Annotated in this window: 1 protein-coding gene; it reads right to left on the reverse strand. The window is 56.6% G+C overall.

All coding sequences use genetic code 11. The annotated features are described in order from the left end of the window. Positions 1-7: 7 nt before the first annotated feature. Positions 8-19,636 (reverse strand): tandem-95 repeat protein, encoded by a 19,629-nt coding sequence (locus Poly24_RS23850; RefSeq protein ID WP_145101591.1) that lies wholly within the window; start codon positions 19,634-19,636, stop codon positions 8-10. Positions 19,637-19,658 lie beyond the last annotated feature (22 nt).

Below are 19,658 nucleotides of genomic sequence, written 5' to 3' on the forward strand. Positions count from 1 at the left end.
CCCGAGTCTAGTCATTCAGACGGAAATCACCCAACAATTGGTCGATTGCAGCGTCAAAAATTTCCGCAGCCTCCTGCTCTTGATCCTCCGTCCCAGAAGCCGCGATCGCATCCAGGACCAAATCCATTGGGTCGTTCTGCAATCCGTCGACGATCTCCGCATGGTCGACGACTCCGGAGGCGTCCAAGCTTTCGATCGAATCCTCGGCGGTCGTATCGTCTTGAATAGCCGGTTTCGGATTCACCAGCTGAGGCACGTTCACAGCACCTCGACCGGCGACGATCGAACTGGTTGCCAAACCGATCGCGTCCGGCGACTCGCCCGCCGCCTGAGGCGTGCTGGACTGAGTGTTCAAAGCATTGATCACCTTCAACGCATCGAGGGCGGTGACATAAGCATCCCCCGAAACGTCGTAGTAAGCCGGTGGCGCCCCCAGCCCCAGAACCGAAACCGACGTTCCCGAGGAACGATTCAACAAGTTGATAATCAACAATGCATCGATCGGAGAGACGACTCCATCGGCGTTGACATCCAACGAGTTATTGGGGTTCTGGTGCGAGAGCAGCGGATTGCCGATTTCCAAAAAGACCGTCGCGGTGTTGCTGTTGCCTTTCGAATCGGTGATCGTGTACTGGAACGAATCGACCGTCCCTAGGGTGCCGCCGGTATTCGTATAGACAAAACCGCCTGTGGTTGCGTCGACCACCACCGTTCCGGTGTTGTTCACCGGTTGGGTGTAGCTGGTGATCGTAAAGGCGTCGCCGTCGCCGTCGAAGTCGTTTGCCAACAACCCCTTCGCAGGATCGGTGACACGGTAGATGCCACCTTGCAAGATCTCTCCGGTGCTCGTGGCATTGGGATAGAAATCATTGACGGCAGCCGGAATGTCTTCCACTGCATTGACAGTAATCAGGAATTGCTCCGACACGCTAAAGCCTGAACCATCCCCCACTTCTACCGTGATCGTCGCCTGACCGCTGGCATTGGCAACCAAGGACATTTCCAGCTGATTTGTGGCGGCGTTATAAACTGCCGTGACCAGACCGGTGTCGCTGCTGGTGACGACATAATTCAACGTGTCCCCATCAGGGTCGCGGAAGATGTTCGCCATATTGATAGGCGTGATCTGCGCGTCTTCGGGAACAACCAAATCTTCGAGCGTCCCGATGACCTGTGGTGGATCGTTCCGCGAACTGACATTCACATTGATCGTCAAACGATTCGACAGTCGACCTGTCGAGTCTTTCGCACGGACCGTGATCACGGCAGTTCCCGAGGCGTTCGCCTGAGGCGTGATCGTCAACAACGGTCCGGTCACGTTGGCGTTCACTTGGGCACCGCCGACATCCGGAACAACCACCGATTCGACCTCATAGGTCAAGAAGTCGCCGTAGGGAAGATCGGGATCGGTGAAATAGTCATCCAAGTCGACAAAGCCGGCCGCGCCGTCTTCGATCAACGAGACGCCGACGGGAGCCGTCGAGACCGTGACCGGAGCATCGGGCTGGCCGACGACCGTAATGGTCACATCCGCGGTGTTCGTGCTGCCATCGGCATCGCGAACCGTATAGGTGAACTGGTCGGTCCCCGCATAGTTGGGACTTGGCGTATAGATAAATTGGCCATCGCCAAAGACCTGCACGCTGCCCCCACCCGCGGTGGCGATGGTTCCGGTGGAACTCACAACCAACGCGTTGGAGTCGCCATCGGGGTCGACTGCCCCGGTCAACAAGCCACCGGTCAAAGTCGTACTGTTATCCGAATCAAACGCCACATCTTCATTGGTGGTCACAAAGTGGTTCCGCAAGACCGGTGGGTCATTGGCTTCGCCAACATTAACCGTCACCGTCACATTCACTCCCTGCGAAGGCACACCGTTGTCGACCACGCGATAAACAAACGTGTCGGTACCGCTGAAATCAGTTTGCGGTGTGTAGATCAGGTTGCCACCTTGGATCCGCACCGTGCCGCCCTGCGTGGTAGCGCCTCCGCCGGTCAGTTCGATACTTAACGTCTGCTCGGATTCATTTGCCGGTCCCGTCGTGAAATCGTCGGTTGTCGTTGCTGTCTGGTTTTGCAACAGGCTTTCGATCGAAACGGTGAGGGCAAAGTCTTCGTTGGTCGACAAGGTTTGTTGCGTTACCCCACCACGCGGAGCGTCATTCACGCTCGTTACATTGATCGTCACTGTACTTGGTGCGGAGACCAACAGCGCGCCGGTCGCATCGAGCAAGGTTTGATCGACCGCTCGATACGTGAACGTTTCGGTACCAAAGAAGTCGGCATTCGGTGTGTAGGTGAAGCTTCCGTCAGCTCGCAATTCGAGCGTGCCGTTCTCCAGCGTCCGCGTGCCGACATCCTCTGAGTAAACACTCAAGACCGAAGCGGGGCGAGCGACGTCGTTGGCCAAAACACCTTGGCTGGCATCCAGGTTCAGCAGCTCGTCTTCTCGTACGCTGAACGAGCCACCGGCATCGGCATTCGCCGTGGTTCCGCCATTGACAATCCGAACCTCGTAATCTTCCACTTCGCCGTCGAGCGCCAAGCCGGTTGGCGAGGAGACGCCCGCAGTGCTCAATCGGAAGCGAGCCATTGTGGTCACCCCTTCAGGAGTCGCCGGAATGGCGAAGGTCGAAGGGACACTAATTTCAAACTGGGTTGTCGACGAGATCGGCTTGTTCACGAAAATGCGTTCGCCTGGATCGTCCCAGTCGCCATCGCGATTGAAATCGATCCATCCGTCCAACAGGCCTTCGCCGGTCACTTCGACCGTCATCACGGTGTTCTGTCCAACTTGCAGTACCGTGGTCGGCGACGTAGCCGTACCGAACGTGACGCCATCCTCATCATCGGCAATCAACGTGACCTGAGCCCCGGAGAGCGTTCTGCCTGCCAGCTGTAGCCCGCTGCGACGAATCGCATCGACCAAATTAGCCGCCAACGCCACAGGGGTCGTCTTGTCTCCAAATTCACCGTCGGGATCGAACGCGATTCGGATGTGATCCTCATCGAACATGCCATCGGAATCGACTTCGAAGGTGATCCGTTCCAAGCCGTTGTCGATAATCAACAAACGACCTTCGAACGATGCGGGAATCTCCGCGTCAGCGGTGCTGACTTTGATCGTTGGGCCCGCTGGATTTTCAGCCGTGATTGTGAACAACCTCGGTTCGGTCGGATGGGCCGCATCGTCGGTCAGCACAACCAGTGAACTATCGTCACCATCGGCATTGCGTTGCGGTTGGCCATCGGCATCGGCGTCGATCAGTTCACCCAAACGTGGCCCATCGGGGACCAGCAGGTGCCGAGCCCCATCGAAGTCACGCGAGGTTGGGTAACGTCCGGGAACGTCTTCGACAGGATCGGGCGCGTCGCCATAATCGAATTGTGCCCCGTCCAACAGGATCGTGAACGTGACCGTATCGTCCAATTGATTGCTCTTGAGTGGATTGCCGACGTTATCGGCAACCGCACGCAAGAAGTAGTTTGGAATCGTCGAGTCAACCGTCGTCGCACCTTCCAGGAAGATCGTGTTGTCACCACGCACACTGGCCGATAACGAAGGAACGTTATTGTTGACCGCAGCGATGATGGCATCGCGAACTTCGATATCGCTGACGGTACCCGATCGGACGATCGAAATCGGAACGGCTCCACCAGGCGTGCCACTAACTTCCACCGAATTTGTATTGGACACATCGATCGTGGTTTGCGACGTCGCGCCGTTGAGCGTGACTTGGCTACCGTTGACCGTCGTACCAATTGCCAGAATTGAATTCTGTATCGCTGCGGCCAGGCTGACCGCCACGTCATCGGAAGTCCCTGTCGAACTGAAGATCACCGCTTGGTTTCCTGCGGCAACACCGCCGCCACCGACACTGCGTTCAAATTCAAACGTGACCGTCTGCACGCCATTGGAAATCGTCAACGTCTCTCCATCGCTGACGGTGCCGCGACGACTGGTCAACGGCGTGCTGCTTGGAATCGTCAATTGGGATTCGTCTACCCCATCGAGTTCAACGGAACCTGAAAGCCCTGTTCGCGACGTAATTCCCAATCCCGACCCAGCGATCGCCGCTTGAATTTTGGCGGCGATCACGTTCGCGGAATCCGCCAACGTATAGGAAATTCCAATGCTATTGGGATTGTTCAACTGAGTCGGAACGTTGATATCGAATTCAAAGACAACCGTTTGTCCGTTGTTCGTAATTGCAAAGGTCGCCCCGTCGGGAATCGAAACACCACCGGCGGGCTGCACGCTTAGCACCAAAGGACCAGCGATCGTCAACGTCGAATTCGTCGTCACGCCGGGTTGCCCCGAGGCTTGAAGTGGCGATCCGCTGATGATGTCCAGCACCAAACCGGCTTCACCACCGATCGAGATCAAACCGCCGTCGATTGCACTGGGGGTCAAGCCAAACACCGTTTGAGCGGTGATTGCCGCGACCGTCAATTCGGCAATCTTTTCGTTGGAATCGGTCAATTCGATGCCGTCGATCAAGACCACCGAAGCGTCCGGGGTCCCATCCTGATTGGCATCGACATCGATCGTCACGTCGGCCAGGGGACCTTCGGACAAGATCGGTAGATTTGTTGTCGGATCCAACGGATAGGTCAACACGCGATCGGTTTCGATCTGGATTGCGATCGGCACGCGATTGGTCAAACCATCTCCACCGATTGCGGTGCTGCCATCGGCGTAAACGAGCGTCCGGACGTCCTCGATGCCATCGCCATTGAGATCACGTGGGAATCGCACGTCCAACACGCCATCAAAATTGAAGTCGGCTTCGTAGGCGACCTCCGAACGCGCGGGATAGAACAACGGACGATCGACTTCGCCATCGTCGTTGGCATCGATCGCGATGGTCAATGCGGCATAGGCCACTCCACCAGGACCGGGCAATAGAATCTGCAGTGATTCATTGAAGCCGTCTCCATCGGCATCCAACAACTGGCGTAAGTCCTCCAGTTGATTGCCATCGACGTCGGCTGGGAATCGCAGATCCAATTCGAGGTCGCCATCGAAATCGGCTTCGAACGCCGTGGTCATCAAGGCTGGCAAGACGATTTGAATATCCAGCACGCCATCCAAATTCGCGTCGAGCGCGAAGATGTAATCGGGAACGATGTTGCCCAACGAATCAACTTGCGAAACGCCATCAGCGTTGATAAACACGCGATCAATGACGCCGTCTGAATTGCTGTCGTCCAGCGTATACAGATCGTCGACGCCGTCGTTGTTGAGATCCTTCGGAATCGTGAGGTCGATGTTTCCGTCTTCGTTAAGATCGAAATACGCCAACGCACCGGGCGTAACCACGCTGGAGGTTGGAACGTATTGGAATTCAACCTTGCTGCCGCCGGCGTCGAGATCACCGGTCGTAAGCGAGAATCCATCGCCGTCTTGCAACGGTCGAGCATAGCCAACCGACGAGACGCCGCCACCGGTGGTGGACACGCTGGCACCTTCGCTGAGGCCTAGGAACACGATTCGATTGGAGACCACTTCGGGTTGTGCCGACAGCCCCGAGACGCTGATCGCCAGCGCGATCGCGTCGGCAAGTTCTTGGGTCGAAAGGAAGGTCGAGATATCGATCGGAACATTGTTGACCGCCGTGTTGCCATCGTTATCCAATTCGAAGGTAACGCTGATTCCACCGTCGTTGATCGTGAAAGTTTGCCCATCGGCGACCCCTCCGATCCCAAAGCCCAATTCCGAGATCGACAAAGCCAGACTACCGACCGGTTGCCCGATCGCGCTAAACCCGGTATCGACAACCGTCCCCGATTGAGCAGCCAGGAAGAGTGTTCCCGGTTCGATCGATGTATCGGACAAACTGGTTTCCACCGCAGCGATCGAGAACAACCGACTACGCAACGCAGCGGTGATTCCATTGGCAATCTGTTGTTGGTTGATCGTGCTGACAAACGTCATCGCTACGTTGCCATCTGCAACGGTACCGTCGGTATCGACCTCAAACACAACGCTGTCGGTACCCGAGGAGACCCGCAGCAAATCGCCATCGTAAACGGCTGTGGTCGAGAGCACTTGTAATTGAACGTCGCCATCGACGACGCTGCTACTGATGCGTGCAACCGGCAGGGAACTAACCGTCGCGGTCCGAGCGGGCTTGGGAACCAGCGTCAGCAGGCCATTAACCGGCGTCGCGGCCGTCTCAAATGGAAACTGATTGCTGGTGATCTTGTTGATCTCCGTTTGGATATCCTGCGCCACCAATTGCGCATTACTGGCGTTGCGAATCGGAATCCGTAAGTTGTTTGGATCGACGGCCGCAGTTCCCGCGAGATCGATTTCAAACGTAAAGGTCTGGGTACCCGACGTAATTCGAATCAGGTCGCCGTCGGCAACTTGCCGCAACGGATCGACTTGGATTTGCGAGTTGGCTGCCGAATTGGTTACCTGCAAAGCTGCAACCGTTGGTTCAAAAACAACGTCAACGACTTCATCCTGCTTCGGTGTCAGCAGAATCAAACCGTTGCCCACGTTTTCGACCGCGTCGACAGGGAAACGAGTTCGTTCCACAAGAACAGCGTTCAACGAATTGACGATGTCCGCCTGGGTATCGGTCAACACAAATGGAACAGGAATGTTACCTGTCAACGTCGTCCCGTCGCGATCAAATTCGAACGTTGTAACCGTCAATCCGTCGGGCGAAGTGATGCGAATCCGATCGCCGTCGCGTACGCCACCGGCACCGCCACCCGCCAATGGGATTTGCAGATTGATATCGGTTGGCAATTGCAATTGATAACCGGTTTCGTATTCGAAGGTGACGGTTCCACCCCGGTTGTCGGTGACGACAAACTGCGAGCCATCAACAGCCTGCGTTCCCGGAGGGGCCACCAACACAAAGCGATCGCGATTGTTAACACCAATTTGGTAAACCGCGTCTGGCTTCCAAGCACCGGCCAACGGATTCAAAATCACCGTCTCGGTGGTCGTGTCATAACGGAAGGTATAATCGACGCCTTCTTCTAACAAATCTCCGTTTTCGAACAGCGTGACCACAGCCCCCGGTTTACGGAGATCTGCGAGCGCTGAATTGATCACCGTGTCGTTGTCGATGTTGGAACCGACAAACGGATCGGCCGGATCGGCGACGTCCTGCAAACGAATGCGGAACTCCGATGGGGGCGGTGAATTGAGATCGACACGCGTCAGGTTGCTATCCCTATCGGTTCCCGCACCATCGTTGTCGAAGGGAAGGATCAGCGAAGCACCCGGTCCGACAAAGTCGGCCCGATCGACAGCACCACGATCGATGAAGACGTTCCCGCCGATACCGCCAGGCGTGGCGACCGACGGATCGTCCGCTCGCAACAAACCTAAGACATCGCGACTGGGTGCCAACACCGGGCTAGGCGAGATCCCCAACGCACTTTTCAGGGCGGCAAATTTGTCACGTTCGAGCAGCGATTCAATCGAAGAGTCGATCGCGTACGAACCTGGGTTCGGGATGAAGTTATCTCCTTCAGGATTATTCAAAACCTGTTGGCTAGTCACAATGACATCGTTGAAATCGTTAAACACGTCCCCTGGATTAACGTTCGACGCGACCCCTCGGATGCCCTGGAAGATGTTATTGCCGACGATCACTTCGTCTTTGCGAGCCGGGTTTTGTCCCTGCACGCTTGTCGTTTCGTCGACGACACCATCACGTGTGTTCATGATGATGTTATTCAAAATCGTGGGACTCGCGCCCCGCACCATGATTCCCGTTTCTGGCAGGAACCGACTTTGATTGGTGCTCAACGACGCATTGGTCACCCGTACGCCATTGATCGAAATCGTTGCCGCATTGTCGATCACAACAAACTGTTCACTGGTTCCGTCACCGGTACTTCCGGTGCTGGCCAATCGGTCATGTCCGAAACCGTCTTGCGAATCGATGGCGGTTCCCAAAGCATGGTGGAATCGCAACAAGATCTCATTGATACCCGGTTGATCGCCCGAGATGCCTCCTAAAGCGATCGCTTCGACGCGTGACACGGGACCGTTGAGTCCATCCGGCCCGTTGCCATTTTCATGGTTAGGCAGCGTGTTGCCTGCGGTGTTGTTAATCGTCGTCGCCAAGTTCCGAGCCTGATCCCACGGACGGTCATCGTTGGGAACGGTAAACGTATCCACGTTGCCCGCGACATCGGTAATTTCGATCGTGTCACCGGCGTTCAAATCAGCCAATGCCAGGATGAATTCACGCGGCGCCGAGACATTGATCTCTAGTTGGTAGTTTCCTTGCCCAATTCCGTTGGAACGCCCGGCCAGGCTCAATGGATCGTAGCTTTCGTTGCCGGCAGCACTGACAGCGACGTAGTAGGTTCCCTTATGAGTCGCGGTGAAGTCGAGGTAAGGATCTTCGCTAACGGCTTCTCCAGGGGCCTGCCCCGACTGGCTGAAGTCGGTTTGGACCGCCAAACCGGATCCTAGGCTCGCAGGGCGGCCTGCACTATCAAACAACCACAGCGTCGTATCGACAGGGTTCGCTATCGTGCCCAATCCCAACGAATCGATGTCCACTTGCACGCGATCGCCGGCGTCGAGTTCGATTTGGTAGATATCGACATCTTGCGTCGCGGACAGCGATGGGGAATCGCCGATCACACCGCTGGTGGTGAACGAGAACGGCGTCACCGCCGAACCTTGATGCGTGACTACGGCTCCCGCGATCGTATCGTTGGGTTCGTCGGTGCCGCTGCCTGCAGCACTGGCCAGATTCCCATCGGATCCGTAGATCGTATTGTTCACGATGCGAACGAACGGCTGTGGCGATTCCGCCAACGTGACTTCACGAGCCGTCAGCCACGCAGATGGCGACTGAGGAATCAGCGGAAACCGGATGTTCGTAACACCGTCCAAATAAAGTGCCGGATTGACAAATGCCATGTCGTCGGCACCGTTTCCAATATTGGAAGTGATGCTGTTTTCGATCACGCTGGGGCCAATCGTAGGCGTGACCAAGCTGACCAAGTCGTTGGTGACCAACACGCTGCCGATGATCGCATCATAAATTGCCGCGATCATTTCGTGTTCGGTATAACCGAAGCTTCGGTTGGGTGCCGTGCCTTGTGGATTGTAGGTGGTGCCCCCGGCATCCATGCGGTAATAAATTGGTACCGCACCGGTAGAAACACCATTACCACCACGCACGCCGCTTCCGCCATCGCCGGTCACGTCGCCGCTGATATCCTCAAACTCAAACAAGACGTCGATTCCAGCCGCCGAGATGATCATCTGGGCGCCGTCCCTGATCGCATCGCCAAAGTGAACCTCTGGAGAACCTGGCGTGTTGGTTGCGGCCGTTGCGAGTGTCGTGTCCTCGCCGATTCCAAAGTTGCCATTGGTGTTGATGATCCACGGCAGGGTCGTCCCTTCCACCGTGATTCCTGAAACGCCCGCTTGGTCGATCACGTTATTGACAACCACAGCTCCCGGCACCAAACCGCCTTCGACGGAGTTGTTCAGAGCGCGAAGATTTCGCACCGCGCCGCCGTAGCTGCGTCCCAGGTAAGGTTGCCCCAGGTCGCCGTGAGGCAATCCGCTGCCGAAGCCTGTTGGAGAGCCATTGGCACGGAAGTCTTCAGGATCCTGTTCGCGATCGGCACCCTCGATCCAAACACCGTAGACCTGCGAATCACTGATCGTGTTGCTGTGAATCAACAACTGACCTTGCTGACGTTTTGCGTTGGTATCCCCCACGCCCAAATGCACGATGGCGGGCAAGGTCACGCGTTGGTCGACAGCGATCATGTTAGGATCGCCGGAATCCTCGGTGGAGATCGAACTGGCCCGCACGAAGACCGCCGAATCGTTGGAATCGACAGGATTCAGCGTGTTCGCCACATCGGCGACAACGATCTTCACCGTATAAACCCAGCTTGGATCCAATCCTGCTAAACTCGCGGTCAACGGACGTGAGATTCCATCGAAGCCGAGTTCGCTGAGATGTTTTCCAGCCAGATTCGGATCGTTGTTGATAACTTCTGCAACAGGAAGGTTCCCCGTTCCAATCGTATCTTGTCCGGAGATCGGGACAGGAATCGTTATGTCTACAGGATTCAACGGATCCGAATTATCGGTGTACGACAGGAAGATCGCTGCGACATCGGGAGTCGCAGAAGCTTCAAAGAACTCTTCCGAAGCAAAGGCGAGCTCCAAGAACAAGCTGCCTGGAGTGCTGCTATCGTCGAAGGTGAACTGGAACTCCAGCGCTGTCGAATCGACCGACGTGCTACCCGCAGGCAAAACGCCTGGTTCATTGAGATCGACGTCACCTAACCCAGTCGCCGAACCGGTCGAACTGTCGCTCAGGTTGAAGGCCTGCACGGTCGACAAATCACCCGTGGTCAGCACAACCCCTTGCTCGATGCCAATGACACGGGATCCACCATCGAAGGTCCCTGCATTTCCAGTCAACAACGTCGAACCGGAAACCAGTGTCAAACCGTTGCCCAACAATTGGCCGGCCAACGCTTCTGAATCGGCGTTTGAGGTCACCCCCAACGTCTCATCGGAAAGCTCCGCAAAATCACCGCGGACGTTGCCGAACAGATTGATCCGCGCATCGCCTTGCGTGCTGCCTTGCGTGATTCCACCGCTGGAAGCGGCACTGAAACTAGCCTTCGCGGCAACGGCGGGACTGTTGATCGCCGAAATCATGGCTGCCGCGATCGTGCTGGCCGAATCGGTCGCCTGGAACGGAATCGCGACACGTCCCAGTTTCACACCACCGGTCGAATTGAATTCGAACTCTTGCGTGACAAACCCATCGCTGAGTTCGAAGAAATCGCCATCGGCGAGCTGGAACCCAGCAGGTGCAATCACCGTGATCGATTCGGATTGGCGATCGTTTGTGTCGAACACCTCACGGATTTCCAAGGAAGTACCGACCGTGTCCGCGTAATCGGTGCCAGGACGGACCTCCAGTTGGTATGCCCCAGAGACAAACGTGCCCGGCGTCCCCTGCTGAACAAAGTCGACCGACGATGACGTTACGAACGACGATCCGGTGATCAGTTCGCCGTGCTCAGCAAAGCCGACAATAAAGTCATCGATGTAGAAGCCTTCGGATGTCGAACCGCCCGGAGTGCTGTATTGAAACTCGACCGTCACACCCGAATCACCGGCAAACGCCTTCAACGGAATCCGTGCCTGACGCCAAATGTTATCGCTGGTCAGGATGTTACCACCAAAGGTGATATCACTCGACGCGACCGTCTGCCCCACGGGGTCATCGTTGCTGGTAATGTGGACCGTCACGACATCCCCAGGATCGGTGTCCAAGGCATAATTGAAATACAAAAACGCTTGATCATCGGCGGTATATCCCGACAAATCAAATTGGTTCGCGGTCAACGTTCCGTTGCCCGTGGATGGATCAAAGTGCAGACTTTCATTCAGCACCGATCCGCCCAACGCTCCCACAGCGTGCCCTTCCACCGACACATGCAACGTGTAGTTACCGTTTTCGATCAGCGTATCGGGAGAGGTATACGTCGTGCTGGTCGCGTTGAAGGTCGAACCGTCTTCGACCACGGCAAGCACGTAGGTTCCCGGAGCTATCGTGGCATCGATCATTGGATCGTTGAAACCGCCGAAGGCGCTGCTACCGGTATCGAAACCATTGTCGATACTGGTCAAAATCGGTGCCGTCAGATCAGCATTTGGACCCGAGATGGCAAACAACTCCAAGGTGAAATCGTCTGAACCCAAAGCATTCGAGAAGTCGAAGCCATTATCGATATCCAGGATCACCCGATTTCCCGCACCGTTATTGGTGTCGGGCACTGTGAAGCGGAAGAAATCGACGCTGTCATCCAACACGCCTTGGATTGTCGTGTGGGGAATGTTGGTTGACGTGTTCGTATCAAAAATATCTTGCGTGATATCGCTGTTGTAGTTCAGGCCCCAGTTTGCGGCGCCATCGATGCTATCCGCCGAGAACAACCCATCGTTTGGCTCAGACTCCGCTTGCTCCGCCAACACGGGATCAACGCCGTCACGTGCTCCGTCAAACGTTGAATAGACGCCGTGCCCCGCTTCGGTCGCCCGATTCGTCGTCACTTGCCAACCGGCGGGCAAATTGGACTGGTCGATGAACTGAAGCACGGTCGGCGGATTGGTTGTCGACAAGCTGAGGGCTTCGATTTGATCGTCGACCAGACGTTTGATCGAAGCGATCGGTTCGCGTCGGATCAACGGATCGGTCGTCAAAATCGAAGGCACTCGGCTCGATTCAGTAATCGCGACAAAATACGTTCCCTCGGGAAGCTCTACCGAACCAATGAACGGATCGCCCGACCCCACACTGCCACGGTCAAAGTCCAACGCGGGATCGCTGTTCAGTGAGTCGCTGCGATCTTCGGCGATATTGCTGTCCGCACCGGTGTAAACCAAACGCGGCGGCAGGCTGCCCGACTGACCGTCGCTGTCGTAGTAGACCCACAGCGTCGTATCGGGACGTCCAAGATCGTCGGCATAGTCGACATCGAAGATCGTGGGGAAGTGCGTTCCTGAATTACCTTCAGGCTTGACGATATCAAACTGGTAGAAATCGACATCGGTCAGGCTCGACAATTCGCCACCGACGCTCAACACGGTCAAATCGCTGTTCAGCAGATTGCCCACATATTGCGCCCGGTCCTCGGGTGTCGCAGGGTTGGTGAACAAATTGTTGTTGGAGATCGTCGACCCGGGACCTTCATCCTCTTGTGCCTCGCCCAACAACGGACTGTGGTAGGGCAGGCCCTTGGCATGCACACCGTGCTTGGCGTAACGGATGTCGGCGTATCGCACCGTGGAACCAGAGAACTCTTGTTCCTCCTGCATCCGGATCTGGAATTCGTATTTACCCGACGTGATGCCGCCAGCGAAATCGTTTGGATCGACCGATTGCGATCGAATTCGCACGTAATAGGTGTCGCGAGCGCCGCGCACTCCTGGCAATGAAATTCGGAAACCGGCATCACGAGGATTGGTCGTTCCGTATTCATCCAACAACCCGTACTCATTGAAGTTATTGAGTTCGTCGGCTCCTGTTTGCAACGTCCCCAACTGCTCGTCACGCAGTTCGAAGTTCTCGAACACTTCGTCGGTGCTGTTGGTGCTACGCGCCAGCAATCGTCCCTCCGAATCGAGGACTTCGACGATGCTGTCGAGATTGAAGCTGGTGCGATCGACATCGATCCAGACTTCGGTCCCCGCAACGGCGCTGAAGGCGTAGACATCGATATCGTTTTCGGTCAAGAAGCCGGAGACTTCGAAGCCCAGTCGCAGCGTATCGTCCGAATCGTACTGCGTCGCAGCCAAATCGCCGATCACTTCGGGATTAACCGTATCGGCATTCAAGCCCGGCGCCGGCGCGTCGTGCGCTTCGCGTTCCAATACGATTTCCACGTTGCGATCGTTGGAGAATTCATCCAAGTAGATGCCACGCCAATCGTTCGGCTCTGGCCGTGTTGCCCATTGATCGTTGTTCGTGTCCGTTTGTGGCGTACCATCGGGTTTCAACGACGCACCCACGGTGTCGTCTGCCAGCGCCGTCAAGACAACCGGCGAACCAGGAAGACCCACAATTTGTAACGTGCCGCCGACGCGATCATCGATATCGCCCAACGATCCGGTCGCTGTCAGACCGGTCCCATAGAAAGGATCGGCCGAACTGCCCGAACCCGTGTCTTTCCCTTGGCTTGTTGTGGTCGAACCCGCGAATTTGACCACCAAACTTTCATCCGGACGGCTCTGCAAACGCAGCCCGCTGCTGCTGTGCAAATTGCCCGTGATGAACTGTTGATACGGAACGTGCACGATATCCGTGTCATCCCAGATGCTGCGAGTCGTCAGAATCACTGCCGAGACTGCCAATTCGCCCGCGGTCAATGCATCCCCCTGAACAGTGAAGTTGACCGACGTCACGTTGCTCGGATTCCGCACATCGTCGACGTCTGGCACAAGACCGCCCACAACGTTTCCGACCGTATATTCAGCGGTCTCGCTGGTGAATTCACGCCCACCCACGTAGATCGTATCGCGGCCGCGAATCTCCAAACCGTTAAGGCCGTTGTTGTCCATCCGATTGCGGCGGACCAACGGACCATAGTTGTCATCCAAGTCATCGATTCGTGCGATCGGCCCGGTATCGCGGCCGATGTCGACGATGTATTCGTCGGTCAGCGAGTTGCCGTCGATATTGATCGTGCTACCGACATTGTCGATGAACGTGTTACCAACGATCACCGGTTGCGAACCGCGAACGAAGATCGTCGTTCCGCTGAGCGCCCGGAAGGACTCACCGGCATCATCCGATGGGGCATCGCGAAGATCGATCGCCACGTTATCCAACCGCCCCAAGCGATCGCGAGGGCCTTGGCCTCCCAAGCCCTCGTGATTGTCTTCGAACGATGTGTTGGTGATCCGCGCCGTCGCCTGTTGCAATTCAACCGCGCTGAAGGCTCGGAAAGTACCTTCGATACGCGTCAGACCACCACCAAAGGCAACCACCGCGTTGTCGAGGCTTAGATGCGCACCGGGGGCGAAATACAAACCGCCCCAATCGCCGGACGATGGTGGCAACGGATTGACTCCATCGACCAAGCCACCGTTCTCGGTATCGAATTCTCCGCCGGCACCATAACGATCGTCCAAGATGCTGGTGAAGATGATCTCTTGACCATCAAGCCCTTCGGCCAACAGCTGCGTACCGAATTCAAACTCCAATCGCGAACCTTGAACCTTGATCACGCTGCCTGGATCGATCTTCAGCGATGCGTCGGGGCGTGCCAATCGCACCTCGGTGCGGGTTACGTCCAAGTCAACCGCAACGGAATTCAACCGATCGCCATCATCGATAAAGTCGGGATCGTTCGCGTCGAGAATCGCGACCAAGTCATACCCCGTTCCACCGGGAATCAATCGATAAACGCGGCGGAACAAAAAGCCGTCTTCCGCAGGTGGCAGACCGCTGAGCGTGATTCGCCCTTCGGTCGCTCCCAGCACGGGAGCAACGATCGCATCCGAAGGAAGCCCTTCGTTTCCGAACGCATCGACCGAAACAATTCGATATTCGTAGGCCACACCCGCGGTCAACGAACCTCCGCTCAACGCCGCCGTGTCGACCAGATCGACAGGCAATCGACTTTGGTACAATCGCGGACCACCGGGGGTTCCGTCAACGACCAAGTTTTCGGCGATCACATGCACCACGTCGGTGTCGTCGAATCGACCCGCTACGGTCAGTTTACGCAACGTCCCACCGGCAGGCGTGGTGGCGCGAATGAACATCCCGTTGATACTGTTATCGGTCAACTGGTTCTGGTAGATATCCGGACCCACGCGATCGTAGTCGGCGGTGAATGCACCGGTCAACTGGTACTCGATCGTTTGGAAATTGGTCTCCTTGAAACTGTCCGGAGTCGCGCTAATGGCGGCATCGGCGCTGTTCGATATCGTGTTGTTGGCGATCGTTGGACGCATGTCGACGATCTGAATCGGATTGACCAATTTCTGGTTGCCATCGAGCACCGTGTTGGCGCCGCCACCATATTTGATATCCGCGAATCCAATGTGCTGCAGGAAGATACCTTGATCCTCGAGATCCGTGCGACCTTCGATCTGATCGATATCGCGTCGCAACAACAAACCGCCCCAATCGCCAGCGCCAGGCGTCGTCGCGAGACCCGCTTGCGGTGTGGCGATCGTTCGATCCAAAGCACTTGTGAAGTAGACCGAACCTTCGATCGCGTTCCCCAACGCGTCGCGAAGAACCGCGCCATTGTCGTCGACCAAAGTCGGTGTACCCAACACCTGTAACGCGCCGCCGCTGCGATCAACCAATAGAGTGCTGCTGCCCACGCCGATGTACGAGCGACGCAGTTTAAAAATCGCGTTGGCGTCGATCATCGCCGTGACGCCCTTCGGAACTTCCATCTCGGTACCGTCTTGCAGCACCTGGCCGGGCAGCGATCCAAAACCGATCTCATAAGCAAAGTTGTCGTTCAGCGTCGTCGGATCTTGATCCAAACCACCATTGCCGACGATCCGCACAATGTCCCCGGGATGCGTCGCCGCAAAGGCGTTTGGAATTCCAATTCCCGAGATGCTATCGAACGGACGCTCCGCGGATCCATCAGCGGTCGAACTGCCGAAGTTGTCGACAAAAATGGTCCGTCCCAAAATGTCCATCGAGACAAAATCATCCGGCACGTTCAGCAATTGCTCGCCAGTGATTTCAATCACCGAGCCATTGACTGCCACCGACGTCAAGAACGGACCACCACTGGCGACCACACTTCCCAACACCGCGGCGAACTTCGACGCCAGCATTTCTGGCGTGTCGCTGTCGTTGTAAGCGACCATGACCCGATTGGATCCGACCGTCCCGTCGTTGGAGAATTCAAACCGTCGCGTAATCCCGCGATAGTTCGTGACCTCGATCACTTGCCCATTGACGACGCTATCGCCACCGCCAACGAAGTCCAGTTGACGATTTAGCGGACGCGTCTGGAACCAGAAATTGAAGACCCCGCCGGGCGTTCCGTCGTTGGATGCATCGACCCGAGTACCTGGCAAACGGAATGGATCGTTGCTAGTTAGATCGTTGCCATCCAAGTCACGCAGCACATCGGTTTCGTCGACCTGCGGACGGAACTTCAATTGCAGTTCGTATTCACCTTGCGTGGTGCCACCAAATCCGGTGCCACCGATCGTCGGATCGGGAAGATCATTCCCCGAAGCCATCACACCGATATAGTAGACACCGCTGCCCAGTTCGACTTCCAAGAACGAATCTTCACTGTAGTAGTCGTCGTTGCGCGCGACCGACACAATTCCGCCACCGGTCAACAACACGCGCGGCGCATCTTCCTGCAAGCTCGCGAAAGTGGGGATTTCCGTCGGGTCGATGTCTTCACTTAAGACCAAGGTCGCAGTGACCAGATTCGCCGCCGCGGGAGACGCGTTGATCGCGTCGACCACCTGCTGCACCGTCGTGCCGGCAGGGTTGGACATGTACACAACGATCTGGTTTTCAGTGACTTCCACTGTCGGCGTCGGATTGCTTCCCGTGGGAGTAATCACCAACTGCACGCCGGTACGATTGCCCAAATCGCCGGGCTGAACCGCGGTGAAGTCGATCTCAAAGTTGCCGTAGACACCAAAATCGGTCACGACGCTAGCTTGTTGCTGCTTATATAAAGTCAGCGAAGTGTCCAACAGGCTGCTGTTTCCAAGGCGTTCAGCAAACGTCTCGGCGGTGACGACCGCTAGTTTGTTCGGATCGTCGAGATCGATTTCGAAGCGATACAGATCGATATCACCCGATTCCGGACGCCATACATACTGGCCGTGCAAGATGTCATAGTTGCCTGGGAAAACAGGTTCCAAAGTCGAATCATTCGCTAGGAAATTGCTGTCCAAGTTCATCAGCGTCGAGGAGGGCAGATCGCTTGCCTGTTCCAGCCCCAGCAAAAATCCGATGCCTGCAATCGCGGTCCGGAAGTAGTCCTCGCCGTACAGATCTTCCCATTCGACAAACGAATCCATCACGAGCGTCGCATTGGTGCCCGCACCGGTCGTGGCAATCGCGGGATCGACCCGCACGCCAAACGTCGACTGCAAAAAGACATTCCCGCCAGACAACGGGACGCCTGTGGTGGGATCGTTGCCCAGGACCGACAGATCGCCCGTGGCGAACGTGAAGCCTTGGTTGTCGGTCTCGAAGAACTGTACCCCTAATTCGCTGGCCCACATGTCGAGCGCTTCGCGAATCCGTTCCTTCTGACGTTCGGAAATCGAATTCACACGCGATGTGCCGTTATCATCGATGCCGTAGTCGCTGCGGAAGTTGTACGGGATCGTGGTAATCCCCGGCGTGACATCGGCGCCAAAATTATCGTTGACATGCTGTGAGAAAGCGTCGCCAAGGTCTTCGACCAGATCGCGATGCCCCGGGTCGTCGTTGCCACCCAACAGTTCCAATTGGTAGTTGATCGGATCGATCGCGCTTGAAAGCACGACGCTGCGGAAATTGATCGCGTTGGGATCGATCCCAAATGTTCCAATATCCGCCGCTGCGGTGAACGAATCGCCCGGTTCCAGCAGCGAGACAGGAGCGAAGGCCGCTGCCGTCGTTCCGACAGCCGTGCCGGCGGCGCCATCGACACTCGCCTGCAGCAACAAGGAAGCAGCCGCATCGGTGTTGATCGCGTTAACGATATCGGCAAACGTCGTTCCAGCCCCCAGGTCCACCGTCACAACCGAACCTGCAACAGCCACGGAAACCGCTCCGGTCCCCGATCGGACGAACCGCACTTGCATATTCGCGGGAGCTCCCACGACCGACTGGAAGCGCAACGTTGCAGCCCCGCCCGAATTCAGATCGGTCGCCGCCAGCGCGCTCCCCAGTTCGACGCGTTGCGGCGCCAACGGAATCGCTTCGGCCGTTCCGACGCGCAGCCGGAACGTTCCAATCCCTCCGTCACCGCCAACCAGATCCGAGAGATCCGAATCAAAGACCAACGTCGCGGTATCGGCCGCCGGGTTGTAAACGACGCGCGACGGCGCGATCTCGATGTCATCGCGATTGCTGACCGAATCTTGTGTGAAGATCAGCGTGTAGAATCGTGGGTTCTCTGCCGAACGATCGGTGGGTTGGCCATTGGCCAGGTTCTCAACGAACAAATCGTCGTCATTGAAATAGACGACGATTTCGTTGCGGCGTTGATTCAGGCTACCATCGGCCAGCCGGACCACCGGCTGTGGCACAACAGCTTGAACCTGTGCCCCGAGGTCAAGCCGGAAGTCAACGACCTCTTTGCGTGCCCCTTCTTGACTCGGGATCAGCAGCGTATCTGGATCGGTCGCGGAAATACTTCGCAGCCCCACAATCCCCAAAGCGGGATCGTCGAAGCCGAAGACTTCGATTCGGTAATCGTCGTCGGGCAGCGCATTGGAGAACCGCGCAATCACCTCGTTCTGATTCGGGGCCGCACCCACTTCCAAGAACGTTGGGACAATCTGTTCATCGCCAGTCGACACGATATCGAAGCTTGGCAGGCTGTTGACCGCGGGATCCGCCATCAGGACCGCGTCGCGATGCCCACCCTTCAATTGTGCGTTCAAGAAGGTGTTGACCGACGCCGAAGCATTAAACGCTTCGATGAAGTTGAATGCCGTCGTTCCCGGCGCCAACGTGATCGTCAGCGGGACGGTTCCCGCCACGCTCGCCCCGACCGTGAATTGAGGCGCCGCGCCAGCGGCCAAGCCGTCGTCGCGGGTCACCGTCACGCGAATCGGTTGTCCCGACGCGATCTGCGTCAACTGGATATCGACGCCTCCGGTCAGTTCGATCACCGACGTGCTGGGATTTCGATAGACGCTACCAAAGTCGCTCGAAGCAACGGGCAGATCAAAGGTCCCGTCCCCCCCGCTGCGAACGATCCGAATCGCATCCAGGGTGGCCGGATCGATCACCTGATTTTCGTCAAAACGGAAGACAAGCTCACCGGGAGACTCGCTGCGAACACTACCATCAGTGATCAAATCACCACTGTTAGGCTGGATTCCGATCAATTGTGGCCCCGCGGCCAACAATTTCCTCGGTTCCAGAGATTCCAGCATCGATCTGCGAAGAGAGTTCCTC

This window comes from Rosistilla carotiformis, from assembly GCF_007753095.1.
Taxonomy (GTDB): Bacteria; Planctomycetota; Planctomycetia; order Pirellulales; family Pirellulaceae; genus Rosistilla; species Rosistilla carotiformis.